Source organism: Paraburkholderia sp. J94, from assembly GCF_905220285.1.
Taxonomy (GTDB): domain Bacteria; phylum Pseudomonadota; class Gammaproteobacteria; order Burkholderiales; family Burkholderiaceae; genus Paraburkholderia; species Paraburkholderia tropica_A.
Genome location: NZ_CAJMZH010000017.1, coordinates 107506 through 133385, shown reverse-complemented (window position 1 = coordinate 133385; position 25880 = coordinate 107506). Strand labels below are relative to the sequence as shown.

Below are 25880 nucleotides of genomic sequence, written 5' to 3'. Positions count from 1 at the left end.
AAAAATCTCTTTTAAATCAGTCATGTGCATTCTATGCACATTTCTTCGAAATTGTTGAGCGGGCGTAGGCACGCCCCTAGACTCGCTTTCATTCACCGGTCTGCGGCAAAACGCCCGAGCCGGTGATTCGTTCCAGGCAAGACCTGTCAGCACCCGCAGCGGCCGCCGAGCCGCGCGACAGTTCTGCATGGGACCGCACGCGGCGCACGAGCGCCTGGGCGGTCCAAACAGGAGACAACATGCACACCACGCCTCATCAGGCGGATTCCGTCCGCCCTCGCCAGCACGTCACCGACGTCGCCATCATCGGAGCGGGTCCGGTCGGCCTCACGATCGCCAACATTCTCGGTCTGCAAGGCGTGCGCGTCACGCTCATCGAAAAGCTCGACCAGATTATCGACTATCCGCGCGCAATTGGTTTGGATGACGAAGCATTGCGCGTGTTCCAGTCGATCGGTCTCGCTGACGCGCTCGTGCCACACACCACGCCCGACCACTGGATGCGCTTCGTGACGAAGGACGGTCACTGTTTCGCGTCGCTCGAACCGCGCACCGACGAATTCGGCTGGCCGCGCCGCAATGCCTTTATTCAGCCGCTCGCCGATTGCGTGCTTTACGAAGGCCTCGCGCGCTTCGAGCATGTCGACGTGTTGTTCGGTCACGACGTGAACGGTTTCGTGCAGGACGCGCACGGCGTATCGATCGACGTGAGTGATGCCAATGGCGAGCGCCGCGTGATTCGCGCCGCGTACCTGGTGGGCGCGGACGGCGGCAATAGTTTCGTGCGCCGCGCGCTGAACGTGCCGTTCGAAGGCCGCACGAAGCCGAATCAATGGATCGTCGTGGACGTGCGCAACGACCCGATCGGCTCGCCGCACATCTACATGCATTGCGATCACACGCGGCCTTATGTGTCGGCGGCGCTGCCGCACGGCATTCGCCGCTTCGAATTCATGGTGATGCCGGGCGAGACCGAAGAAGAACTCTCGAAGCCCGAGAACATGGCCGCGCTGATCCGCAAGGTGGTCGCGGACCCGGACAAGGTCGATTACATCCGCAAGCGCGTCTATACGCACAACGCGCGGCTGGCCGAAACGTTCCGTGTGGACCGCGTGCTGCTCGCGGGCGACGCCGCGCACATCATGCCGGTGTGGCAAGGACAGGGCTATAACAGCGGCATTCGCGACGCGAACAATCTCGGCTGGAAACTCGCGATGGTCGCGAAGGGTCTCGCCGATGGCCGTCTGCTCGACACCTATACGGTCGAGCGCCGCGCGCATGCGCGCTCGATGATTCACCTCTCGGAAGTCGCGGGCGATATCTTCGCGCCGACCACGCGTTTCGGCGCGCGCTTTCGCGATGCGTTCGTGAAGTCGATGAACGTTTTCCCTTCCGTGAAGCGCTATTTCGTCGAAATGCGTTTCAAGCCGATGCCGCGTTACGAAGCGGGCGTCGTGCTGCTGCCGCCGCCGCAAGCGAAGGGCGGCTGGCTCGCGCGCACGCTCGAAGGCGCGGGCAGCGGGCCGATCGGCCGCCTGCTCGGGCTGATGAGCCAGAAGCGCGATTCGCTGCTCGGTCGTCTCGCGTATGGCCGCGATCCGCTCGCCGCATCGCCGGTTGGCCGCATGTTCGTGCAGCCGCGCGTGCGTCTCGCCGATGGCCGCGTCGTGCGTCTGGACGATGCGATCGGCAACGGCTTCGCGCTGCTCGCCTGGGGCGCGGACCCGACCTTCGGGCTCACGCCGCAAGCACGCGCGCTGTGGGAACGCCTGGGCGCGCGCTTCGTGGTCGCGAAGCCGGACGTGCAGCTCGATTACGGCGACGACGTGCCCGCCGACGTGCTCGCGGTCGGCGACGTGCAAGGCCGCCTCAAGGACTGGTTCAGCCGCTTGCCGGAGTCGGTCGTGCTGCTGCGCCCGGACCGCTTCGTCGCGGGCGTGTGCACGCCGCAGCAGGTCTCGGACGCGATCGTCGAACTCGCGGGCAAGCTCGGCATGACCGATGTCGGCGTGAAAGCCGCCGTTGCCCCGACACGCCGCCCCGCGCTTGCCGACGTCGCCGTCGCGCGCGCCGCCGAAGCCTGAGCAGGAGCCACACGACATGCCCATTCACCTCGAATGTCTTTCGCACACGCCTTTGCACGGCTATTTCGATCCGCGTCCCGACGTGGTCGAGGAAGTCGAGCGCGTGGGCCGCGCGGCGCGTGCGCGCGTCGCCGCCTTCAATCCCGATCTGATCGTGGTGTTCGCGCCCGATCACTTCAACGGCTTTTTCTACGACATGATGCCGCCGTTCTGCATCGGCGCAAAAGCGCAGGCGATTGGCGACTTCAAGAGCCTGGCCGGCGAATTGCCGGTGCCTTCTGCGCTCGCGCATGAACTCGCGGAGCAGGTGCTCGCCTCCGATATCGACGTGGCGCTCTCGTATCGCATGCAGGTCGATCACGGCTGCGCGCAGGCGCTCGAAGTGCTCACGGGCGGTCTCGATCGTCATCCGGTGATTCCGGTGTTCATCAATTCGGTCGCGCCGCCGATGGCGACGCTGCGCCGCGCGCGTCTGCTCGGCGATGCGATTGGGCGCTTTCTGGCGCGTACGAACCGGCGTGTGCTCGTGGTCGGCTCGGGCGGCATTTCGCACGAACCGCCGGTGCCCGAATTGATCGGCGCGACGGCCGAAGTGGCCGAGCGTCTGATCGCGGGCCGCAATCCCACGGCCGAATCGCGCGAGGCGCGCCAGGCGCGCACGGTGGCGGCGGCGCGGGCGTTTTCGCAAGGCGACAGCCCGCTGCATCCGCTCAATCCCGAATGGGACCGTGCGTTTCTCGCGCAGCTCGCCTCGGGCGAACTGACCGCCGTGGACGGCATGACCAACGCGGCCATCACGCGCGACGGCGGCAAGTCGGCGCACGAGATCCGCACCTGGGTGGCCGCGTTCGGCACGCTCGCCGCGTATGGCGACTATCGCGCGTCGCTCGATTACTACCGCGAGATTCCCGAGTGGATCGCGGGCTTCGCCACCATGCATGCCTCGCCCGCGGATGCGAAGTTCGCGGCGGCGGCTTGATCGACACAGATCGACAACGATCGACAGCAACAAGGAGAGTTTGCATGACCGATCAGCATCGCAATGAGAGTCGCATCGCGGCATTAGCGGCGCGTTTGCGCGAAGCGGAACACACGCGCAATGTCATCGAGCCCGTGCGCGGCGAAATCGCGCTCGACGACATCGCCACGGCCTACGCCGTGCAGCAAGCGAACGTGGATCTGCGCGTGAAAAACGGCGAGCGCATCGTGGGCCGCAAGATCGGCCTCACGTCGCTCGCGGTGCAAAAGCAACTGGGCGTGGACCAGCCCGATTTCGGCGCGCTGTTCGCGAGCATGGCGCACGGCGATAGCGAACCCATTTCGTTGGCGCAACTGATCCAGCCGAAAGTGGAAGCCGAAATTGCGCTCGTGCTCGCCCGCGATCTCACGCACGAGAAACACACGTTCGTCGATATTCTGAATGCGAGTGCGTATGCACTCGCGGCGATCGAAATCGTCGATAGCCGGATTCAGAACTGGGACATTCGTTTCGTCGATACGGTCGCCGACAACGCATCGAGCGCGCGTTTCGTGGTGGGCAGCCGCCCCGTGCCGCTCGCGCAAATCGATTTGACCGCTTGCGCAATGGAATTGTCGCGCGACGGCGAAGTGCTGTCGCGCGGCAACGGCGCGGCGTGTCTCGGCAATCCGCTCAACGCGGCCGTCTGGCTCGCCGACCGCATGGTGCAACTCGGCACGCCGTTGCGCGCCGGCGACGTGGTGCTCACGGGCGCGCTCGGCCCGATGGTCGCCGTGAAGGAACCCGGCACCTATACCGCGCAGATCGAAGGCCTCGGCAGCGTTCGCGCGACTTTCACTGCCTGATAGACAGGCCGAAACAGGAATTACCATGGCTTCTGAAAAACTCAAGGCGGCGATTATCGGCTCCGGCAATATCGGCACGGACCTGATGATCAAGATCATGCGCAACAGCCAGCATCTGGAAATGGCGGCGATGGTCGGCATCGATCCGAACTCCGATGGTCTCGCGCGCGCCGCGCGGCTCGGCGTGGCGACCACGCACGAAGGCGCGGAAGGGCTCACGCGTCTGCCCGTGTTCAACGAGATCGACTTCGTGTTCGATGCGACTTCCGCGGGTGCACATATCAAGAACGATGCGCTGCTGCGCAAGCTGAAACCGTCGATTCGCGTGATCGATTTGACGCCCGCTGCCATCGGCCCGTATTGCGTGCCGGTCGTGAATCTCGACGCGCAGATCGACGCGCCCAACGTGAATATGGTCACGTGCGGCGGGCAGGCGACCATTCCCATCGTCGCGGCGGTTTCGCGCGTGGCGAAGGTGCATTACGCGGAAATTGTCGCGTCGATCAGCAGCAAATCGGCGGGTCCGGGCACGCGCGCGAATATCGACGAATTCACCGAAACCACCTCGAAGGCGATTGAAGTCGTCGGCGGCGCGGCGAAAGGCAAGGCGATCATCGTGCTGAATCCGGCCGAGCCGCCGGTGATGATGCGCGACACCGTCTACACGCTTTCAGAACTCGCCGATCAAGACGCGATTGAAAAATCGATCGAAGAAACGGTGGCGAAAGTGAATGCCTACGTGCCGGGTTATCGCCTCAAACAAAAAGTCCAGTTCGATGAAATTCCGGCGAACGCGCCTTTGAATATTCCGGGCCTCGGCAAATTCAGCGGCCTGAAGACCTCGGTGTTTCTCGAAGTGGAAGGCGCCGCGCATTATCTGCCCGCCTATGCAGGCAATCTCGACATCATGACGTCCGCCGCGCTCGCGACCGCCGAGCGCATGGCGCAGACGCTGCTGAGCGTGCAAGGCGCGTAACGCGCATAAGGAGCACAAGCGATGAGCAAGAAAATTTATATCTCCGATGTGACGCTGCGCGACGGCAGCCACGCGATTCGCCATCAATATTCGATTCAGAACGTGCAGGACATCGCGCGCGCGCTCGACACGGCGAAAGTCGATTCGATCGAAGTCGCGCACGGCGATGGTCTGCAAGGTTCGAGCTTCAATTACGGCTTTGGCGCGCATAGCGATCTCGAATGGATCGAAGCCGTCGCAGACGTGGTGAAGCACGCGAAGATCGCCACGCTGCTGTTGCCCGGCATCGGCACGATTCACGATCTGAAGGCCGCCTATCAGGCGGGCGCGCGCGTCGTGCGCGTGGCCACGCATTGCACGGAAGCCGATATTTCGAAGCAGCACATCGAATACGCGCGCGAACTCGGCATGGACACGGTCGGCTTTCTGATGATGAGCCATATGACCACGCCCGCGAATCTCGCCGTCGAAGCGAAGAAAATGGAAAGCTACGGCGCGACCTGCATTTACGTGGTCGATTCGGGCGGCGCGCTCACGATGAACGATGTGCGCGATCGTTTTCGTGCCGTCAAACAGGTGCTGAAACCCGAAACGCAAACGGGCATGCACGCGCATCACAATCTCTCGCTGGGCGTGGCGAATTCGATCGTCGCGGTGGAAGAGGGCTGCGATCGCATCGACGCCTCGCTCGCGGGCATGGGCGCGGGCGCGGGCAATGCGCCGCTCGAAGTCTTTATCGCCGCCGCCGAGCGCATGGGCTGGCATCACGGCACCGATCTCTACACGCTGATGGATGCCGCCGACGATATCGTGCGCCCGTTGCAGGACCGTCCGGTGCGCGTGGACCGCGAAACGCTCGCGCTCGGCTATGCGGGCGTGTATTCGAGCTTCCTGCGCCATTCGGAAGTGGCGGCGAAGAAATACGGCCTGAAAGCCGTGGATATTCTCGTCGAACTGGGCAAGCGCCGCATGGTGGGCGGCCAGGAAGACATGATCGTGGATGTCGCGCTGGATTTGAAGCAGCGCGCCGCCACGCATCAGCAGTAAGACAGCGCCGCGTATCGTCATCGAACGATGCGCGGCGTTGTTACGAAGTGCGAAGCAATCATCGAATAACAGCCGGCGAAAAAAGATCGGCTGAATCACAATTCTGGAGACTTTTCACATGACGTCGCGAATCAGTGGTGATGGAGGCGGTAATACGCGCTCGGCGAGCAACAAGGTCACGATTGGCCTGTGTCTCGCGATTGCGCTGCTCGAAGGACTCGATCTGCAATCGGCGGGCGTGGCCGGGCCCCGCATCGCGAAGGAGTTCGCGCTGACCGTCGCGCAGATGGGCTGGGCGTTCAGTGCGGGCGCGATCGGCCTGCTGCCGGGCGCGGCGTGCGGCGGACGGCTCGCCGATCGTTTCGGCCGCAAGCGCGTGCTGATGGTGTCGGTCGCGCTGTTCGGCGTGTTCTCGCTCGCGACCACGCTGGTCTGGAACTTCGAAAGCCTGCTGATCGCGCGTCTGTTGACGGGCCTTGGACTCGGCGCGGCCATGCCGAACCTGATTGCGCTGTGTTCGGAAGCCGCGGGTCCGCGCCAACGCAGCACGGCGGTCGGCGCGATGTACTGCGGCATGCCGTTCGGCGCGGCGATCGCGGCGCTCATCGGCATGCTCGGTGCGAGTCCCACTAGCTGGCGCGACGTGTTTTACGTCGGCGGCATCGGGCCTATCGTGATGCTGCCGCTGCTCGGCGCGTTCCTTCACGAGTCGCAGCAGTTCGTGGCGGCGCGCGCCTCGCGCGTGGCGCACGCGTCACGCGACGACGTACCCGGCGTGGCCGAAGCGCTCTGGCGCGCGGGCCGCGCGCGCACGACGCTCGCGTTGTGGATCAGCTATCTCGGCACGCTGATCGTGCTGTATTTCCTGATGAACTGGCTGCCTTCGATGGTGCTCGCGCGCGGCCTCACGCGTGTGCAATCGAACATCGTGCTGATGATGTTCAACATCGGCGGCGGCATTGGCGCGGTGACGATCGCTACGGTGATGGACCGCTTCGGGCGTCGGCGCACGGTGATCGGCATGTATGTGGGGATCGCCGTGGCGCTGGCGGCCCTCGCGAGCGCAGGCGGCGCGACGGCGATGGCGTGCGGCGGCCTGCTGTGCGGCTTGTTCCTCGTCGGCGGCCAGTCGGTGCTCTACGCGCTTGCGGGCCACGCGTATCCCACGGAAGTGCGCGGCACGGGCGTGGGCGCGGCGGTGGCGGTGGGGCGGCTCGGCTCAATTCTCGGGCCACTTGTGGCGGGGCAATTGTTCGCGATCGGACAGAGCCCGTCGATGCTGGTGGCGTCGAGCATTCCGCTCGTCGTGATCGCGGCGCTCGCGGCCTTGACGGTCGTGGGCGGCTTCGCGCGGCGAGAGTCAATGGAACAGTCGGCAGAAAATCCGGCGCAAAATAAATCGCCGGAAATTCAGGGTATCTAACTAATTGGCGGAGAAGGTGCGGCCTTCTCCATGACGAGAGTTTTACGGCAAGGACATCATCATGACTGCGACTGCATCAGCGATTACGGAAGCCTCGACGAGCCGCTTTGCGAGCGTGAAGGACGGCGAGCACACGCTGCGGATTCACTACAACGACACGGGCGCGCCCGCTGCGAACGCGAACGGCGAAACCGTGGTGATGCTGCACGGCTCGGGCCCGGGCGCGAGCGGCTGGGCGAACTTCAACCGCAACGTCGAGCCGCTCGTGTCGGTGGGCTATCGCGTGATCCTGATGGATTGCCCCGGCTGGAGCCAGAGCGATCCGATCGTCTGCACGAGTTCGCGTTCGGAACTGAACGGCCGCATCCTCAAGGGCCTGCTCGACGAACTCGATATCGAGCGCGTGCATATTCTCGGCAATTCGATGGGCGGCCACAGCGCCGTGGCGTTCGCGCTCGGCAATCCGCAGCGCGTGGGCAAACTCGTGCTGATGGGTGGCGGCACCGCCGGTCCGAGCAGCTTCGCGCCGATGCCCACCGAAGGCATCAAGCTGCTGCAGGGGCTCTATCGCGAGCCGACCATCGAGAACCTCAAGCGCATGATGAACGTGTTCGTCTACGACGCGAGCGCGCTGACCGAGGAACTGATGCAGGCACGTCTGGACAACATGCTCGCGCGCCGCGATCACCTTGAGAATTTCGTCAAGAGCCTCGCCGCGAATCCGAAGCAGTTCACCGACTACGGCCCGCGCCTCGGCGAGATCGCCGCGCCCACGCTCGTGATCTGGGGCCGCGACGACCGCTTCGTGCCGATGGACACGGGCCTGCGCCTGCTCGCGGGCATGCAGAACGCGCAACTGCACGTCTTCAATCGTTGCGGCCACTGGGCGCAATGGGAGCACGCGGACGCGTTCAATCGCATGGTGGTGGATTTCCTCGCGCATTGAATTCGTGCCAGGGCGTGGCGTTGACGTCACGCCAGAACGGCGCGCTTCGGGCTTCGGCCTGGAGCGCGCCGTTTTGCATTTGGCGCCACGCATGCCCACCTCCGCCCCGAGCGGCGTACACTGGCTGAACCCGGCGGCGCGCGATGCGTGCTGCATGGCGCCCGGGACGTCCAACCGCTTTGCACAGGGTCGTCATGAAGAAACTGGTCAATCACCCGTCCGACGTCGTGCACGAAATGCTCGAAGGCATCGCGTTGCTGGCGCCCAACGTCGTCATCCTCGGCGGCGAAAACGTGCTGATCCGCAGGGATATTCCCGAACCGGCCACGCGGCCCGTCGCGCTGATCTCGGGCGGCGGCAGCGGCCACGAGCCCGCGCATGCGGGCTACGTGGGCGCGGGCATGCTGAGCGCGGCCGTCTGCGGCGAGGTTTTCACGTCGCCGCCCACCAGCGCCGTGCTGGCCGCGATCCGCGCGACGGCAGGCCCGAAAGGCGCGCTGCTGATCGTCAAGAACTACACGGGCGACCGCCTCAACTTCGGCCTCGCGGCGGAACTGGCGCGCGCCGAAGGCATCCCCGTCGAAGTCGTGACCGTCGCCGACGACGTGGCGCTGCGCGGCCATGCCGAGCGCAGCCAGCGGCGCGGCATCGCGGGCACGGTGCTGATCCACAAGATCGCGGGTGCAGCGGCCGCGCGCGGCGCGACGCTCGAAGTGGTGGCCGCCGTGGCGCGCGACGCGGTCGCCAATCTCGGCACGATGGGCGTGGCGCTCGACGGCTGCACGCTGCCGGGCGTCGCGCAATCGAGCTTCACGCTCGCCGACGACGAGATCGAACTCGGCCTCGGCATCCACGGCGAAAAAGGCGTCGAGCGCAGCGCGCCCTTGCCCGCGAACGAATTGACCGAAGCGCTGCTCGTCAACATCCTCGACGAACTCGCGATCACGCGCGGCGAGCGCGTCGCCGTGCTCGTCAACGGTCTGGGCGCGACGCCGCAGATGGAACTCGCCATCGTCTTGCGCGCGGCCTGCGCGAGCCTCGCGCGCCGCGAGTTGCGCGTGGAGCGCGCGTGGGCGGGCACGTTTTTATCGGCGCTGAACATGCCGGGCTGCTCGATTTCGCTGATGCGCGTCGACGACGGCAAGCTCGCGCTGCTCGACGCTGTGACGGAAGCGCATGCGTGGCCCGGCAAGGGTTGCCTGAATCGCACGATACGTCTCGATACGTCCGGCGTGCATCGCGAAGATCACGCCGCGCCGGTGCTCGATGCGGCGGGCACCGAACGGGCGAAGCGCATCAAGGCCGCACTCGATGCGGTGGCGCAGGCGCTGACCGACAACGAGACGCGTCTCGCCGATCTCGACGCGCAAGCCGGCGACGGCGATCTCGGCGCGAGCATGCGTCGCGCCGCCGAAGCGATGAGCGCCGCGCCGATGCATGCGCTCGCGACCGCGCCCGATGCGTTGTCGTCGCTGGGCGTGAGTTTGCACAAGGCCATCGCGGGCAGTTCGGGGCCGTTCTACGCGACGGCGCTGCTGCGCGCGTCGCGTCATCTGCAGGGCTCGGCGCAGCCCGCGCCGCAAGAGTGGGCGCAGGCGCTGCGTGGCGCAATCGACGCGATCAGCGAACTCGGCGGCGCAAAGGCAGGAGACCGAACGATGTTGGACGCGCTGATTCCTGCGAGCGATGCATTCGAATCGGCCCTGAAACAAGGGCTCGACGCGCGGCGCGCATGGGCCGAAGCGGTGGCGGCGGCGGAGCATGGCGCGCAGGCCACGGCGCATATGCATCCGCGCGTGGGGCGGGCGAGTTATCTGGGCGAGCGCGCCGTGGGATCGCCCGATGCGGGCGCGGTGGCGGTGGTGTGCTGGCTGGCGGCGCTGCGGCCGCATGTGGGGAAGTGAAGGCGCGCGTTCGCGCTTGCTCAATGAGCAGGCGCGAACGCGGCGAACACGTTAAACAATCCCCGTCGTATAAAACACCGCGATCACGAAAAACACCGCGAGCGTTTTAATCACCGTGACCGCGAAAATATCGCGGTACGACTCGCGGTGAGTCAGTCCCGTCACCGCGAGCAGCGTGATGACCGCGCCGTTATGCGGCAGCGTATCCATGCCGCCGCTGGCCATCGCCACCACGCGATGCAGCACGTCGAGCGGAATATTCGCGGCCTGCGCGCTCTTGATGAACAGATCGGACATCGCCGCGAGCGCGATGCTCATGCCGCCCGACGCCGACCCCGTGATGCCCGCGAGCGCGCTCACCGAGACGGCGGCGTTCACGAGCGGATTCGGAATGCTCTTGAGCGCGTCGCTCACCACGATAAAGCCGGGCAGCGCTGCGATCACGCCGCCGAAGCCGTATTCCGAAGCGGTATTGAGCGAGGCGAGCAGCGCGCCCGCGACGGCCGCTTTCGTGCCGATCGCGAAGCGTTCCTTCACGCGCGAGAACGCGGTCAGGACCACGAACACGATGCCGAGCAGCAGCGCGCCTTCCACCGACCAGATCGCCACGACCTGCTTGACCGTGGTGGTCACGGGCGCGTGAATGCCGGGCAGCACGTCGGGCGCGATGGTGTACGTGTCGCCGTACCATTGCGGAATCCAGCGCGTCAGGAAGAAGTTCGCGACGCCCACCAGCACGAGCGGCGTGATCGCCAGCAGCGGATTCGGCAGATGCTCGGTCTGCACGTGCTCGGGCTCGTTCACGAGCGAGGTGCCGTAGCCTTCGCCCTTGGCCATCGCGCTGCGGCGGCGCCATTCGAGGTAGGTGAGGCCCACCACGATGATGAACAGCGAGCCGATCACGCCGAGCGCGGGCGCGGCCCATGCGGTCGTCTTGAAGAACGTGGTCGGAATGATGTTCTGGATCTGCGGCGTGCCGGGCAGCGAATCCATCGTGAACGAGAACGCGCCGAGAGCGATGGCGCCCGGCATCAGGCGCTTGGGAATGCCGCTCTGGCGATACAGTTCGGCGGCGAACGGATAGACCGCGAACACCACCACGAACAGCGAAACGCCGCCGTAAGTGAGCAGCGCGCAAACGGCCACGATCACCGCGTTGGCGCGCGAGCGGCCGATATAGCGGATGGCGGCCGCGACGATCGCTTCCGAATACCCGGACAGCTCGATGACCTTGCCGAACACGGCGCCGAGCAGGAACACGGGGAAATAGAGCTTCACGAAGCCCACCATTTTCTCCATGAAAATGCCGGAGAACACGGGCGCGACGGCCGCGGGATCGGTGAGCAGAACAGCGGCGAGGGCGGCGACGGGCGCGAACAGAATCACGCTGTAACCGCGATAAGCCGCAAGCATCAGAAATGCCAGGGCGGCGAGAACGATAATGAACGACATGGAGTCTCCTGCAATGCGTGTTGCACTTCGTCGATGCACTTCTATTGCATGTTTTTGGCGGCACCGATCGTTCATGGTGCGCCGCAGCGATTGTACCGAATCGGCTCGCCGCCGCGAGGGAGATTGCGCGGCCCGCCGCGGCGGAAATTGGGGTGCGCATCAAGGTGCGCTGCGGAAGATGTTTCGCGGCGCGGTTCGCGTCACGATTGTGTCCGCATCGATGTCGATATCGCTGGCCGCGTCGGCGCAGGACGGCGCGAGCGCGGCGTCGACGCTGGCCGTCGATCCTGGCGAAATCCGCAACTGGTACAACGATCCGTTCTTCGCGCTGTCGACGGCGTCGGGCGCGTGCCCGCAGCCGCTCGGTCCGCGCATGACCAAAGCCGAAGCCGACGACGACGCCCACTATCGCGTCGAGCGCGGCACGACCTGCTGGCTCGCGCACACGTGCACGAAGCCGAATTCGTATCTCTATGACGCCGATATCGCGAACGCAATCCGCGCCGCGTTCACCGACGACGCCACGCTCGCGGGCACGAGCATCTGGATCACGGTGCAGCGGCGCTTCGTCTACGCGGAAGGCTGCGCGTCCGCCGCGTTCGACCGCGCGGCGCTGGAGCGGCGCCTGGCCGCAATCGCCGACGTCGAGCAGGTATTCGTGCGCCTCGCGCCCGATCCGCGCGCGCCGCTGCCCTACAAGACGCTGACGACGCCATCCGCGCCCGCCCCGGCGCACTGAACCCATCGAAGCCACCGGGCACATCGAGCGCAGCGGGCACACTGAGCGCGCTCATCATCGTCGCGCCGATGCGTCCCGGATGCCGCGCAGGCGCGACGCGGCATGGCACAATCGCATCGTCGAAAAACTAGAAAGCCCCCGGGGTACTCCATGACTCGTTTCGGTTCGTCGTTGTTCCGTCTTCGCAGGTTGCCGTTCGCGGCGGGAGCCTGCGCGCTGCTCGCGGCGCTGTCCGCATGCAGCAGCGGCCCGCCGCTGTTTCTCTCCGATGGCCGCCCGACGGTCCAGGTCCAGTGTCCGGCTGCCGGCGACCGCGACTCCTGCGTGCAGCAGGCCCGCGCGCACTGCGGTGGCACCTACGACACCGTCAACAGTTCGGTCAACGGCGACACGTACACGCTCGTGTTCGCCTGCCGCGCGACGAAGTAAGCGCAGCGTCTCGTCCGCGCCCGGAGCGTTCGTCGAGATGCGCGACGTCCGGGCGCCGGTCTCCAGGTCCGGCCTTCAGTCGCCAGGCGGCACGAAGGCCGGCAGGTTCATCAGCAAACGCAGCAGGTCGGGCTGGCGGCGCGTCGCGGTCTTCTGAAAGATCGACTGTAGTTGCTTGCGCACCGTGTCGTGCTGCACGCCCACGCGCGCGGCGATCTCCTTCTGCGTGTGCCCCTCCACGAGTAGATGCACGATCCGGCATTCGGCCGGCGAGAGGTCGAACGCTTCGGCGAGCACCTGCTCGTCCACGGCGGGCGCCGAGCGCGGGTGATAGAACATCAGCGCCGCGACGGCATGCGGCTCGGCGGCGGACGCATCGCCGGGCGTCAGCACGTTGTAGAACGCGTAGAGCACTTCGGGTCCGCTCGCGCCGGATAGGCCCGGTGCGCCCGGTACGAGCAACGCCGTGTCGATGTCCTGCGCGACGCCTTCGAGCCCTTCGCCCGCGACGATGCGCAGCGCGCGCAGCCGCGCCGCCGCCGCGCGCGCGCCGCTCACGCGGTTCTTCAGGCGCGCCTCGCTGATCGCCACGTCCTCCAGAAAGCGCGCCTGATGCGGCGCGGCCAGCGCGAGCCGGCGGCCGCGCACGCGCACGAGCGAGGTCGCGCGCAGCAGGCGCTGCGCGGCGTCGTTGCTGTCGAGCACTTCGCCGCCCGCGTTCACCAGCATGGCGGGTGCGCGGGCGCGGCTCGCGAGCGCGTCGGCGTCCGGCACGTGGCGGCGCGCTGTCACACGCGCCGCGCGCATCAGATGCGGCGTCAGGCGTTCGAGCAGCGCGCGCGCCGGTTCGGGAAACGGGCCGTTTTGCGCGTCGCCGCGCAAGGCGAGGATCGCCGTGAGCGTGCCGCTGTCGATCAGCTTGCACAGCGAGACGTAGCGCGGACCCGCGGCGAGCAGGCAAGTCTCCGGCGCCGGCGCGCGCGCGTCGGGCGGATGACGGTTTGTGTCGTCGCGCGCATCATGCGGGGACGGTTGCGGGCCGCAGTGCCGCCACGCGCCAGGCGGCGCGCGGCGCAGCCAGTCGAGCCGCGGATCGTCGCGATAAAGCGGACGGATCCGTTCTAGCGGCTCCGTTTCGAGCAGGCTGAAGCCGTCGGCCCAGGAAAACAATTCGCGCTGCCGCTCGAATGCGCAAAGGTGCACCGACGCGGCCCCCGTCGATTTCCTCAATTCCGCGCAAAAATCCTTCCAGGCGGAAGGCCGCTCGATTGTTTCGTAAATCGTGTGCAGCAGCCGGTCGTATTGCAATTCGTTCGATTTCACACCGTTCTCATTCTGATGCCCGGTGCGGCCTGCCGGTCGTGGAAAATGCGCAATGCATATTTCTTCCACAATTGAGGAATATACAGGACGAATAGCCGCCGCTAATCTTCGATCCTTAAAGTTGACCGGACGGTCATTATCCTGAGTGCCCCGTGCATGAAGTTCCGTGCGCCAGGCAACGGATTGGCGGGCGCCCCGACTTTATTCTTGATAAGCGATGCGATTTGAATGTTCACTATCCTGGACAGATAGCGGCAACACGGCATGAGATTAAGGCGGCGAGTAAATATTAATCGAAATCGGGCAGTAAATCATCGAATGCGCGGACACGTTTTGAATGGGCGTCGTCCATAAAGGCAGATCAGCCGGGGGCAGTAATGAATCACCATCAACTTGAAAAGGATTTAGAGCATCTCGAACATGTGATTGCAAGGCTTTCAGGCCAGGACCGCATTCCACTTTCTTATTGGCGCGGCCGTCTCGATTCGGTGCAGGTGTCCAGTCTGGTGCCTTCGCAAATGCAGCGCGTCAAGCGCCTTTCCGAAGCGCTGTGTGCGTTGGAGCGCCGCGCCAAGGGGTGTTCTTCACACGAATCGGCGCGTTAGTCTTCGCACGGTTTTTGGGCGTTTATGTAATAAATCGCAATGAAAAACGGAGATGTGCGAGAAAAATGCGCGATAAGCAGCACTCTTTGGCGCCGGAACGGTCACAATGGCGATGTGTGACCGAACTGGAGATCATTTTTTATGCCGAGCTACAAGCAATTGACCGCGCAACTCGAAAAACTCCATAAGGAAGTTGCGGCGGCTCGCGAAAAGGAAATCGAGCTGGCCATCGAGGAGATCAAACAAAAGATCGCCGAATACGACATCACGCCCGAAGAACTGGGTTTCAGCGCGAAGCGCGCGCCCGCGGCGCGCAAGAAGCCGCTGCCGGCGCGTTATCAGAATCCCAAGACCGGTGAGACCTGGAGCGGCCGAGGCCGCGCGCCCGCCTGGCTGTCCGGCCTGAAGAACCGCGATCGTTTCCTCATCAAGGAATGAGCGGGCGCGGGAAGCCGGTCGTGTAACGTGGCCCGTGCTTCCCGTAAAAGCTCACCCGTGGCGCGCCGCGCGCCGGCCGTCGCGCGCGCAAGCCGCCGCCGTCAGGGTCCATCCCGCGCTGTTGCTACTGGCTGTTGCTGCGGGATTCCGGCTCGAATCGAGCCGCCTGATCCGGCATTGCGCCGTCGCTTGATCGTTCGCGGGCGGCGTTCGCGAGCGTCCTCGACTCTCCCGTAAAAGCTCACCTCAGCGCGCCCGGCGGGCCGTCGCCGCAGTGCGTGGCGAATCGCTGCGGAAATCCGCGCACTCATCCATGCAGGATTGCGCCGCCGCGTTCGTCGAACTTTTAGTCGGGGGCGGTAATGACGTGTATCATTCGTCCCCTGGCGCATTTCCGCGCGCACGCCGGCCCCGGTTTTATCGACCGCTCGTGCTATTTGCCGGTCAGGCCCGCCTGACCCGGCGCGCAGGCCGCCCCCGCAACCCCCGCCGTGCGGCAGGTTGCCCGAATTCATCCGTGATACCCGCTCCATCCATGTCAGTTGCTGAACTCAGACGCCGCCGCACGTTCGCGGTCATTTCTCACCCGGACGCGGGCAAGACCACGCTCACCGAAAAGCTGCTGCTGTTCTCGGGCGCGATTCAGATCGCCGGTACCGTGAAGGGCAAGAAAAGCGGCCGCTTCGCGACCTCCGACTGGATGGAGATCGAAAAGCAGCGCGGCATTTCGGTCGCGAGCTCGGTCATGCAGTTCGAGTACGGCGACGCCGTCATCAACCTGCTCGACACGCCGGGCCACGAGGACTTCTCGGAAGACACGTACCGCGTGCTGACCGCCGTGGACGCGGCCGTCATGGTGATCGACGGCGCGAACGGCGTGGAAGCGCAGACGCTCAAGCTGCTCGAAGTCTGCCGCAGCCGCAAGACGCCGATTCTCACCTTCATCAACAAGCTCGACCGCGAAGTGCGCGAGCCGCTCGACCTGCTCGACGAAATCGAGCAGCACCTCGGCGTGGCGGCGGTGCCGTTCACCTGGCCGATCGGCATGGGCAAGGAATTCCAGGGCGTCTACGACATCCAGCGCGATCAGGTGCGCGTGTTCCGCGCGGGCCAGGAATCGCTCGGCGGCGCGGTGGAAACGCTGCAGAACATCAGCGACGCCGATGGCGAAGCGCGCTTCGGCTATCACTGGAAGCGCACCAAGGAAGAAGTCGAGCTGATCACGGGCGCGACGCCCACGTTCGATCGCGACGCCTTCCTGGCCGGCGAGCAGTCGCCGGTGCTGTTCGGCTCGGCGATCAACAACTTCGGCGTGAAGGAAATTCTCGACGCGCTCGTCGATCTCGCGCCGCCGCCGTCGCCGCGCATGGCCGTGCAGCGCGCGGTCTCGCCGGACGAAGCGAAGTTCACGGGCGTCGTGTTCAAGGTGCAGGCCAACATGGACCTCGCGCACCGCGACCGCGTGGCGTTCATCCGCGTGTGCTCGGGCCATTTCGAGCGCGGCATGCAGTTGAAGGTCACGCGCAACAACAAGACCTTCCGCGCCAACAACGTGGTGAGCTTTCTCTCGCAGCGCCGCGAAACCGTGGCCGAGGCGTACCCTGGCGACATCATCGGTATTCCTAATCATGGCACGCTGAGTCTCGGCGATACGCTGACCGAAGGCGAAGACCTGCAATTCACGGGGCTGCCGTTCTTTGCGCCGGAAATTTTCCAGACCGTCGAAGTCGTCGATCCGATGCGCGCCAAGCAACTGGGCGAAGCGCTCAAGCAGCTCGGCGAAGAGGGCGCGATCCAGGTGTTCCGCCCGATCCACGGCGGCGCGACGATTCTGGGCGCGGTCGGCCAGCTGCAGTTCGAAGTGGTCTCGCATCGCCTGTCGGCCGAATACAAGGTGGCCGTGCGCCTGATGCCCGCGCGCTATCGCCTTTCGCGCTGGGTCACCTGCGACGATCCCGCCGAGCTGCGCCGCTTCACCGATTCGTACGAAGCGCGCATGGCTTACGACGCGTCGAATGCGCCGACCTATCTGGCCTCGCACGTGTCGGAAATCGAAGTCGCGCAGAAGGCGTGGCCGAAGATCGTGTTCAACGAACTGCGCGAGCATTCGGGCGCGCCGTTCCGCAAGTCGATGTAATGCGCGGCGCGCGGGCCATCCGGCTCGCCGCCACAAAAGCCAAGGGCCGCTTCGAGCGGCCCTTTTTTTATGCGCTTTTCGCGATGCGGCTTTTACACCGGCGATGTAAATCCGCGACTCACACCCGCGACGACCGCTCGATCCCCTGCGCCAGTTCGAGCCGGTTGCCGCCCAGCGATTTCGCGCGGTACAGCGCCGAGTCGGCGGCGGCGAGCAGGTCGGTGAGCGTGGCCGCTTCGGCGTGAGCCTGCGCGCCGTGCGTGAGCGCGAGGCCGATGCTGACCGTCGTGCGCAGGCCCGCGGCATCGGCGGGCTGCGCGGCGCTCGCGAAGCGGGCCGCGATGGTTTCGCCGAGCGCCTGCACTTCGGCCTCGTCGCGCCCCGCGATCAGCGCGGCAAATTCTTCGCCGCCGATACGCGCGAGCAGCGTCTCCTGGCCGAGCGCCGCGCGGGCGATGCTGGCGAAAGTCTTGAGCACGTCGTCGCCGGTCTGGTGGCCGTAGCGGTCGTTGATCGCCTTGAACTGGTCGAGGTCGAACGCCAGCAGCGCCACGCGCTCACGCGTGCCCGCGCGGCTCAGCACGCGCGCGCCTTCCTCGAAGAACCAGCGGCGATTGCCGAGCCGGGTCAGATAATCCGTTTGGGATTCCTGCAAAAGCTGGCCGTGCGTTTCGTCGCGCACGAGGCGCAGCAGCGTCATCGGCAGCACGACCGAATAGAGCACGCCCTCATACATCGTCACCTTGCTGACGATCGGCAGCAGCGACTGGCCGTAGTGCGTCGCGAGCCACGGCAGCACCGCTGCCCGGAACGCATAAACGAAGGTGTGGACACCCGTGGCGATCACGGCGATGCGATGCGCCTGCGACCACTTGAGGCTGTGATTGCGCAGCAGCTCGCGCATGGCCATCGCGGAGGCGAGCGAGATCGGAATCGCCGTGAGGTAGAGCCACATGACGGTCTCGCCGCGCGTGCCCGCAATGATCCAGGCGATGGCGAGCACACCCATGATGACGGCCGACGCGACGCGGTTCTGGCGTCCGTTCATGACGGCGAGGCCGTGCGCGATCAGCAGATAGCCGGTCATGATGACCAGGTTGCTCAGTGCCGCGCCCCAGACGCCGGGCAGCGCGCTGCGCCAGATCGCGGCCCCGACGCCGACGCCGAGCGTGGCATAGCCGGCGGCCAGGATTTTCAGTTCCCTGCTGCGCCCGGGATGCGTGCGATGCTCCCAGAGCGTCATGCCGGCGCTGGCGAAAAGTGTTCCTATAGCCAGGAGGTAGAGGGTGAATAGATCGACGTGCATCGGGGGGGCGTAAAGGTGCTACGCCGGGACTTCACGGCGGCGTGGGGCATTTTACGACGAAATGACGGCCAGACGATGACGTGTCATTTTTCTTGTGGCGGACGATGCGAAGCGCGGCGAGAAGGCCGATTGCGCGCGAATAACGTGCCCAAAAAATACCCAGCAACGCGCCCGGATCGGCTTGCGATCGACACGCGTTCGGTTCAGCGCCGCGCCTGGCGGTCTGCGACGCCGTGTCGCCGCCGCGCGAACGCAAGCGCGGCGGGCGAAATGCGCGCAGCGCCAGGCCGATTCGCCTATTCTGGTTCGTGACGATCGGTAGAGATTTCCGGCCGCCCGCGCACGCGGCGCGCGCCTTCGCACAACAGGAGGAGCAGTGACCGTACGCAATCTCGACGCCGTGTTCCAGCCGAAATCGGTGGCTGTGATCGGCGCTTCGCAGCGGCCCGGCAGCATCGGCAACATGGTGTGGCAGCGTCTGATCGAAGGCGGCTTCAGCGGCCCGCTGTTCGCGGTCAATCCGCGTCACGCAGGCGAGGCCGGGCAGTTCGACGGCCGTCCCGTGGTGGCCGACGCGGGCGATCTGCCCGAAGCGCCCACCGTCGCGCTGATCTGCACGCGGCCGTCCACGTGGCCCGCGCTCGTGCATCGGCTCGGCGGCATGGGCACGCGCGCGGCCATCATTCTCGGCGAGGTGAAAAGCGAGGAAGACCGCGTCGACCTGCGCCACGCGCTCGCGGCGGCGCGTCCGCATCTACTGCGCATCGTCGGGCCGGGCAGCCTCGGCGCGCTCACGCCCGCGCTCAACGCGCAGCTCGGTGCAGCCGCCACGGTCGCGCGCAAGGGCGGCGTGGCGTGGGTCTCGCAGTCGAACGCGCTGACCAACGCCGTGCTGCGCTGGGCCGGCGCGCGCGGACTCGGCTTTTCGCATGTGATCGCGCTCGGCGACGAAGCCGATGTCGATGTCGGCGACGTGCTCGACTATCTCGCGAGCGACCCCACCACGCGCGCGATCCTGCTCGAAGTGGACGGCATCAGCGCGGCCCGCAAGTTCATGTCGGCGGCGCGCGCGGCGGCGCGCAACAAGCCGGTGCTCGCGCTGCGCAGCGGCCGCGACGATCCGGGCGACGCGCTCTATTCGGCGGCGTTCCGGCGCGCGGGCCTCGTGCGCGTCGATACCTTGGACGACCTGCTCGACGAAATCGAAACGCTCGGCGTGGGCCGCGTGGCCGCGAGCGACTCGGCCACGCTCATCACGAGCGACCGCGGCGTGGCCACGCTCGCGCGCGACGCCTTCAACAAGGCGGGCGACACGCTCGCCGTCTGGAGCGACGAGGCGCGCGCGGCCCTGGCGGCGGCGCTGCCGCACGCGCAGGCCGGCAATCCGCTCGTGCTCGGCGACACGGCCAGGCCCGAGCACTTCGGCCTCGCGCTGCAAACGCTGGCCTCGCAGCGCAGTACCGGCACGGCGTTCGTCGTGCACGCGCCCACTCACAGCGCGCCGGTCGAGCAGGTGGCGCGCACGCTCATCGAGCATCAGCGCTTCGCGTATCGCGGCATGCTGGCGTGCTTTTTCGGCGGCGTGGACGAAGCCACGCGCGACGCGCTGCACGCGCACGGCATTCCGGTGCACACCACGCCGCGGCGGCTGGCGCGCGCGTTCGCGCGTCTCGTCGATTACCGGCTCGGGCGCGAGTTGCTGATGCAGACGCCCGAGAGCCTGCCCGCGCAAGGCGTGGCGGCCGTCGACGTGGCGCTCGGTATCGCGCGCGGCGCGCTGGCGGCCGGGCGCACGGTGCTCGAAGGCGCGGAAGCCGCGCAACTGCTGGGCGCGTTCGGGCTGGAAACGGCCGAGCCGCAAGCGCATCCGAATGCGGTCGTCGACGTGATCGTGACGTTTCGCGACGACGAGAACTTCGGCCCCGTGTTCCATTTCGAGGCGCCGTCGCCGGACGGTTTTTCGCCGCCGATGCGCGTCTACAGCCTGCCGCCGCTGAACCCGGTGCTCTCGCGCGACATCGTCACGCAATCGCCGTATGCGCGCCGGGCCGCGCCCGCACCCACGCTCGCGGCGCTCACCGAGCTGTCACAGGCGGTCTGCGAGGTGCGCGAGATCGTCGGCATGCGGCTCACGCTGCGCGCGCTGCCCGACGCCGCCGTGGTGGTCGCGCCGCGCATCGAGCTGGCGGAGAAGCGCAGCCGTTTCGCGATCATGCCGTACCCGCGCCGGCTCGAAGAGACGATCGACTGGCACGGCGAGCGCCTCACGATCCGCCCGATCCGCCCCGAGGACGAGGAAATGCACCGCGCCTTCGTCGAGTCGATGACGCCGGACGATCTGCGCCTGCGGTTCTTTTCGGCGGTGCGCAGCTTCGATCACACGCAGCTCGCGCGCATGACGCAGATCGATTACGACCGCGAGATGGCGCTGGTTGCGAGCGTGCCGGGCGAGGACGGCCGTCCGCATACGCTGGGCGTGGTGCGCGCGGTCGCCGACCCGGACAACGAGACCGCCGAGTTCGCGGTGACGGTGCTGTCCACGCTGAAGGGGCGCGGGCTCGGGCGGCTGCTGATGGAGCGCATCATCGCCTACGTGCGCTCGCGCGGCACGCATTGGCTGCTGGGCGAGGCGCTGCGCGAGAATGCGCCGATGATCGGCCTCGCACGCGCGATGGGCTTCACGGTCACGCCCACTGAAGATCCGGGCGTGGTGGGCTTCAGGATGCCGCTCGACTGAGGACTGACTGACGCTTGACTCGGCTCAGGCGCCTGAGGGAAGGGGAAATCGCAGGGGAAATCGCAGGTGGAAACGAAAACGGCCGCTCGAAGCGGCCGTTTTTCATGCTGTCTGCGCGCGCGCCGTGGCACGCCGCGCCGGAGATCAGCCCGCGATCTTCGCGATCGCCTCGTCCACCTGGGCGCGCGTGACCGACAGCTCCTCGAGCCAGGCCTCGGCGTACTGCGCGCCGGTTTCCTTCTCCAGACGCGCGATGGTCGCCGCGCAGCGCGCGCCGTCCTTCGGCGTGGCGATGAACGCCTTCACCGACTGGCCGCCCTGGAACGCTTCGAACAGCGGCACGCGGATCTCGTCGGGCAGCGCGCGCGTGGTCCACTGGTGCGTCTTGCCGTTGAACGTCAGCGACGGCGGCAGCACGCGCTCCTTGCGCGTCGCCGGAATCAGGCCGAAATTGCGCGCGGCTTCGGCGATCTGCTCGGCCGTGAACAGTTCGTCGGGCGTGATCTCGAATTGCGCGATCGCGGTTTCGACGGTCTTCATCGCGTCGGCGCGGTCGTCGCGCTTCTTCTGCGCGCGGGCCACGATGTCGCGCAGCTCGTCGGCTTCCTCGGCCGAAATCGTGAAGCTCGCCTGTTTCTGCTGAAGCTCGGAAAAGCGCTGGAATTCTTGATCGGTCAGAAGTTTCGCCATGAGATCGGAGTACGCGTCCGGGGCGCGATCGGGGCGATCGTGCGCCGGACGGAATTTGAGAGGGCCGCCATTCTAACCGTTTTGCGCGGCGCGGTTCCAGTTGCGCCGCGTGCGCGCAAAGGGACCGAACGTCGCGCAGGAAACCAGGACGCCTCTGATGTTCGGGGCCGCGCGCGCTTCCTATGCTCGCGGGATGAAACCTGCCGCCCCCACTCCGTCCGCCCGTTCCGACGCGCTGTTCAAGCGCGGCCTCGACCGTCTGAACGCCGATAAAACCATGCACGCCGAAGCGCTCTTGCGCGAGGCCGTCGACGCCGATCCGCGTCACGCCGACGCCTGGCATCAGCTCGGCGTTGTGCTCGCGCGCCAGCAGCGCCACGCCGAAGGCGAGCAGGCGATCCGCCGCGCGCTGGCGCTGAGCGAGAGCGGCACGTACCGGCGCGATCTCGCGTGGACGCTGCTCTGGCAGGGCCGCGACGAAGCGGCTGTCGAGGCCTATCTGTCGGCGGTGCTGCAGGGCGTGCGCGAAGCGCGTCTGTTCAACAACCTCGGCAATCTGCTGAAAAAGCGCCACGATCTCGCCGACGCCGAAGCGGCCTATCGCGCGGCCATCGAGACCGATCCGGCCTACGCGTTCGCGATCGGCAATCTCGCTGTGCTGCTCAGCGAAGCGGGCCGCGACGAGGAAGCCGAGGCGTGCTTCCGGCGCGCGCTCGACCTCGAACCGCAGGCCGCGAATCTCTGGCAATGCTACGGCGCCATGCTCGAACACCAGCATCGCCTCGATGAAGCCGACGCCGCCTATGCGCGCGGCGGACGCTGGGAGGCGGTGCAGTACGTGCGGCGCCGTCTCGCGCACTGGACCGGGCTGGAGGAGGTCGATCAGGCCGCGCTGGCGATGATCGCGTCCGGCGCGGCGGAGCATCTCACGCCGTGGAGCCTGCTCGGCATGCCCACGCTCACGCCCGAATGGCATCGCGAGGCGGGCAGGCGTTTCGCCGAGTCGCGCTGGCGCGGCGAACTGGCGGCGGCGCCGATGGTCGCGCGCGGCGCGGGGCTGGCCGAGGCGCTGGCGGCGTTCGAAGCGGGCGGGCGTTTGCGCATCGGCTATCTGTCGGCGGACTTTTACGATCACGCCACGCTGCGCCTGCTGGCGGGCGTGCTCGAACTGCACGACGCGGCGCGCTTCGACATCCATCTGTATTCGTATGGCGGCGTCGCGCCCGATGTCGACTGGCGCAAGCGCATCGCGCAGTGGCCCGTCACGATCCACGAAATCGACACGCTCAGCGACGCGCAGGCGGCCGCGCGCATCGCGCAGGACGGCGTGCATCTGCTCGTCGATCTGAAGGGCTATACGACCGGTGCGCGGCTCGGCATCACGGCGCTGCGGCCCGCGCCGGTCATCGTCAGTTGGCTCGGCTATCCGGGCTCGCTGGGCGCGCCGCGTCTGGCCGACTATCTGATCGGCGACGCCACGGCGACACCGCCCGTCACGGCGTCGCACTACAGCGAAACGCTCGCGCTGATGCCGCACAGCTATCAGCCCAGCGATCATCGCCGCTCCAGCGCGACGCGTGCCACGCGCGCCGAAGCGGGCCTGCCCGCGCGCGGCTTCGTGTTTTGCAGCCTCAATCAGACCTTCAAGCTCAATGCGGGCATCGCGTCGATCTGGTGCCGCCTGCTCGCGGCCACGCCGGGCAGCGTGCTCTGGCTGCTCGATCCGGGCCACGAGCGCGCGCGGGCCAATCTGCACGCGTTCTTCGCGCAGCACGGCGTGGCGGCGGCGCGTGTGATCTTCGCGCCGCGCGTGCCGCAGTCGCAGCATCTCGCGCGTCTGCCGCTCGCCGATCTCGCGCTCGACACCTTGCCGTACGGCTCGCACACCACGGGCAGCGACGCGCTATGGGCGGGCGTGCCGATGGTCAGCGCGCCGGGCCGGTTGTTCGCGGGGCGCGTGGGGGCGAGCCTGCTGCGCGCGGTGGGGCTGGAGGACTTGATTGCGCGCGATCTCGACGCGTATTTCCAGATCGCGCTCGCGCTCGCGAACGATCCGGCGTGGCATGCGAAGGTGCGCGAGCGGCTCGCGCGGGCGCGCGGCAACGCGCCCTTGTTCGATACCGCGCGCTTCACGCGCGACCTTGAGCGGCTGTATGTGGCGATCGCCGCGCGCGAGACGCAGAGCGTGGGCGATCGCGCGCCCGTCGTGATCGTTGATTGAGCACCGTGCGGTGCGGCGGCGTTTGATCAGCCGCTATTTCCCCGCCGCCGCGCGCTCGATGGTGGCGATGTCGATCTTCTGCATCGTCATCATCGCTTCCATGGCGCGGCGTCCGGCTTCGCGGTCGGCGCCGCCGACGAATTCGAGCAGACGACGCGGCGTGATCTGCCACGAAAAGCCCCAGCGGTCCTTGCACCAGCCGCAGTCCGACGCCTGGCCGCCGTTGTCGAGAATGGCGTTCCAGTAGCGGTCGGTCTCTTCCTGGCTGTCGGTGAGCACCATGAAGCTCACGGCCTCGTTCGGCTTGAAGTTCGGGCCGCCGTTCAGACCGACGAAGCGCCGCCCCAGCACCGTGAAATCCACCAGCAGTTCCGCGCCCACGCCGATGCCGGGAATCGGCGAGACGTGGCCCGCATCGACGTGGCTATCGGGGAAGGTGGCGGCGTAGAACTGCGCCGCTTCGCGCGCCTGGCCTTGATCGAACCACACGCATGTCACGAGATCGGTCATCGTTGTCTCCTCGCTGAAACGCATTTCACGCAGGGCTTTCGAGCGTAGCACCGGATGCGCGGAGCGGCCAGCGAGACTGAGCGATCCCCGCGACGCCTAAACGTCGCCTTCGCGGAACATCGACAGCGCCTGCACGGTCGCGCCGAGCATCTGCGTGGCTTCGTCGAGCGAGGGCGCGACGTAGTCGTCGATGCGCTTGAGGAACGGGCACGTGAGCGCCGCGATCGCCTGCCCCGACGGCCCGAGCACCGGAAAGGTCACATCGGTCACGCCGAAGATCTGCTGGCTGTCCGTGCGCGAAACGCCCGCCGCGCGAATCTGCTCGCACGCGCTCTCCAGCGCCGCGTGATCGATCGCGACTTCGCCTTTCACCTTGGTGTGTTCGGCGAGCATGTGCGCGCGCTGTTCGGGCGACTGGAACGCGAGCATGGTGCGCCCCGAACTCGTATCGACGAGACCCACGCGCGAACCGAGCCGCACCGCGATGCCCCACGTGCCCGGCCCGTCCACCTGCGCGATCACGAGCAGGTTGCCGCGGTCGTAGACCGAGAGATGGCAGGACTGCTCGGCGTCGTTCGCGTAGCGCTGCATGAGCGGCAGCGCCTCGGCGATCAGGCGCTCCATCGGCGGATGGCGGTGCGCGAGCGCGAACAGCTTGAGGCTCAGCGCGTAACGGTCGCCGGCCTCCGAGCGCATCACGTACTGGCGCGCGACCAGTCGTTCGAGCATCCGGTAAATCTCGCTCGCGTTGCGCCCGAGCGCCTTCGTGATCTCCGCGCGCGTGAGGCCGCCGCGCTGCTCGGCGAGCAGTTCGAGGATGTCGAGTCCCTTGTCGAGCGCGGGCGCGCGATAGCGGTCGCCGTCGTCTTTCTCTTCGTGCGCCTCGTGCGCCTCGTGTGCATCGCCGGCTTCCGGTTCGACAGCCTCGGGCGGCGCGGCGGGCCGCCGCGTACGTGCGTTCGCTTTCATCGTGTCCTTGTGCGTTGCCTGCGCGCCGCCGCCTCGGGCGGCGCGCCTCTCGTGATTATTTCAAAGCGCCCTGCCGATCCACCGCCGACAAAACCCTGACGCCCCCAGGGAAATTCCCGA

21 protein-coding genes are annotated in these 25880 nt (G+C 66.7%); 15 read left to right on the top strand and 6 right to left on the bottom strand.

Translation table 11 applies throughout. From position 1 onward, the window contains the following. The first annotated feature begins 239 nt into the window (after positions 1-239). The 8 genes from U4Y88_RS30530 (at position 240) to U4Y88_RS30495 (ending at position 10204) form a co-directional block, all read left to right on the top strand. Positions 240-2084 carry a bifunctional 3-(3-hydroxy-phenyl)propionate/3-hydroxycinnamic acid hydroxylase gene (locus U4Y88_RS30530; protein WP_321788504.1) on the top strand — a complete coding sequence of 615 codons (1845 nt, stop codon included), beginning with the start codon at positions 240-242 and terminating at the stop codon, positions 2082-2084. Between the two features lie 16 nt (positions 2085-2100). Beyond that, positions 2101-3063 carry a 3-carboxyethylcatechol 2,3-dioxygenase gene (locus U4Y88_RS30525; protein ID WP_321788502.1) on the top strand — a complete coding sequence of 321 codons (963 nt, stop codon included), beginning with the start codon at positions 2101-2103 and terminating at the stop codon, positions 3061-3063. Between the two features lie 44 nt (positions 3064-3107). Then, entirely contained in the window at positions 3108-3908 is an 801-nt protein-coding gene (mhpD, locus tag U4Y88_RS30520; protein ID WP_321788500.1) for a 2-keto-4-pentenoate hydratase, read from the top strand. Between the two features lie 25 nt (positions 3909-3933). Beyond that, positions 3934-4884 (top strand): acetaldehyde dehydrogenase (acetylating), encoded by a 951-nt coding sequence (locus U4Y88_RS30515; RefSeq protein WP_321788498.1) that lies wholly within the window; start codon positions 3934-3936, stop codon positions 4882-4884. Positions 4885-4905: 21 nt separating this feature from the next. Further along, positions 4906-5931 carry a 4-hydroxy-2-oxovalerate aldolase gene (gene dmpG, locus U4Y88_RS30510; protein ID WP_321788497.1) on the top strand — a complete coding sequence of 342 codons (1026 nt, stop codon included), beginning with the start codon at positions 4906-4908 and terminating at the stop codon, positions 5929-5931. A 118-nt stretch (positions 5932-6049) separates the two neighbouring features. Further along, positions 6050-7354: a 3-(3-hydroxy-phenyl)propionate transporter MhpT gene (mhpT, locus tag U4Y88_RS30505; RefSeq protein WP_321788495.1), complete on the top strand. Its 1305-nt coding sequence runs from the start codon at positions 6050-6052 to the stop codon at positions 7352-7354. 61 nt (positions 7355-7415) lie between these two features. Further along, a complete protein-coding gene (locus U4Y88_RS30500; protein WP_321788493.1) occupies positions 7416-8300 on the top strand; it encodes an alpha/beta fold hydrolase in 885 nt (294 codons plus the stop codon). 194 nt (positions 8301-8494) lie between these two features. Then, a complete protein-coding gene (locus U4Y88_RS30495) occupies positions 8495-10204 on the top strand; it encodes a dihydroxyacetone kinase family protein (protein ID WP_321788491.1) in 1710 nt (569 codons plus the stop codon). A gap of 51 nt (positions 10205-10255) precedes the next feature. Here the strand turns inward: U4Y88_RS30495 and U4Y88_RS30490 are convergent, their stop codons facing one another. Continuing rightward, a complete protein-coding gene (locus U4Y88_RS30490) occupies positions 10256-11656 on the bottom strand; it encodes a GntP family permease (protein WP_224018066.1) in 1401 nt (466 codons plus the stop codon). A gap of 220 nt (positions 11657-11876) precedes the next feature. Between U4Y88_RS30490 and U4Y88_RS30485 the strand changes: the two genes are divergently transcribed. Both U4Y88_RS30485 and U4Y88_RS30480 read left to right on the top strand, forming a co-directional pair. Next, positions 11877-12395: a BON domain-containing protein gene (locus U4Y88_RS30485; protein WP_321788489.1), complete on the top strand. Its 519-nt coding sequence runs from the start codon at positions 11877-11879 to the stop codon at positions 12393-12395. A 150-nt stretch (positions 12396-12545) separates the two neighbouring features. After that, positions 12546-12824 carry a hypothetical protein gene (locus tag U4Y88_RS30480; protein WP_224018062.1) on the top strand — a complete coding sequence of 93 codons (279 nt, stop codon included), beginning with the start codon at positions 12546-12548 and terminating at the stop codon, positions 12822-12824. A gap of 75 nt (positions 12825-12899) precedes the next feature. Here U4Y88_RS30480 and U4Y88_RS30475 read toward each other — a convergent pair whose 3' ends face one another. Continuing rightward, entirely contained in the window at positions 12900-14147 is a 1248-nt protein-coding gene (locus tag U4Y88_RS30475) for a helix-turn-helix transcriptional regulator (RefSeq protein WP_321788488.1), read from the bottom strand. A 377-nt stretch (positions 14148-14524) separates the two neighbouring features. Between U4Y88_RS30475 and U4Y88_RS30470 the strand changes: the two genes are divergently transcribed. The 3 genes from U4Y88_RS30470 (at position 14525) to U4Y88_RS30460 (ending at position 17327) form a co-directional block, all read left to right on the top strand. Beyond that, positions 14525-14752, top strand: a complete 228-nt coding sequence (locus tag U4Y88_RS30470; protein WP_224018058.1) for a hypothetical protein — start codon at positions 14525-14527, stop codon at positions 14750-14752. A gap of 141 nt (positions 14753-14893) precedes the next feature. Then, on the top strand, positions 14894-15190 hold the full coding sequence (locus U4Y88_RS30465; protein WP_224018056.1) for an H-NS family nucleoid-associated regulatory protein: 297 nt from the start codon (positions 14894-14896) through the stop codon (positions 15188-15190). Between the two features lie 535 nt (positions 15191-15725). Continuing rightward, complete coding sequence (locus U4Y88_RS30460; protein WP_224018054.1) at positions 15726-17327, top strand: peptide chain release factor 3; 1602 nt, start codon at positions 15726-15728, stop codon at positions 17325-17327. 118 nt (positions 17328-17445) lie between these two features. On the opposite strand, the gene U4Y88_RS30455 is transcribed toward U4Y88_RS30460, so the two are convergent. Beyond that, positions 17446-18633 (bottom strand): sensor domain-containing diguanylate cyclase, encoded by a 1188-nt coding sequence (locus U4Y88_RS30455; protein ID WP_224018052.1) that lies wholly within the window; start codon positions 18631-18633, stop codon positions 17446-17448. Positions 18634-19009: 376 nt separating this feature from the next. On the opposite strand from U4Y88_RS30455, the gene U4Y88_RS30450 reads away from it, so the two are divergent. Further along, positions 19010-21370 carry a GNAT family N-acetyltransferase gene (locus tag U4Y88_RS30450; RefSeq protein ID WP_321788486.1) on the top strand — a complete coding sequence of 787 codons (2361 nt, stop codon included), beginning with the start codon at positions 19010-19012 and terminating at the stop codon, positions 21368-21370. Between the two features lie 144 nt (positions 21371-21514). Here U4Y88_RS30450 and U4Y88_RS30445 read toward each other — a convergent pair whose 3' ends face one another. Continuing rightward, a complete protein-coding gene (locus U4Y88_RS30445; RefSeq protein WP_310633694.1) occupies positions 21515-22060 on the bottom strand; it encodes a hypothetical protein in 546 nt (181 codons plus the stop codon). A gap of 193 nt (positions 22061-22253) precedes the next feature. Between U4Y88_RS30445 and U4Y88_RS30440 the strand changes: the two genes are divergently transcribed. Then, positions 22254-24281 (top strand): tetratricopeptide repeat protein, encoded by a 2028-nt coding sequence (locus tag U4Y88_RS30440; protein WP_321788484.1) that lies wholly within the window; start codon positions 22254-22256, stop codon positions 24279-24281. Between the two features lie 33 nt (positions 24282-24314). Here U4Y88_RS30440 and U4Y88_RS30435 read toward each other — a convergent pair whose 3' ends face one another. Together U4Y88_RS30435 and U4Y88_RS30430 are read right to left on the bottom strand one after the other, a co-directional pair. Then, complete coding sequence (locus U4Y88_RS30435) at positions 24315-24791, bottom strand: VOC family protein (protein ID WP_224018044.1); 477 nt, start codon at positions 24789-24791, stop codon at positions 24315-24317. Between the two features lie 96 nt (positions 24792-24887). Next, a complete protein-coding gene (locus U4Y88_RS30430) occupies positions 24888-25760 on the bottom strand; it encodes an IclR family transcriptional regulator (RefSeq protein WP_224018042.1) in 873 nt (290 codons plus the stop codon). Positions 25761-25880: the final 120 nt, after the last annotated feature.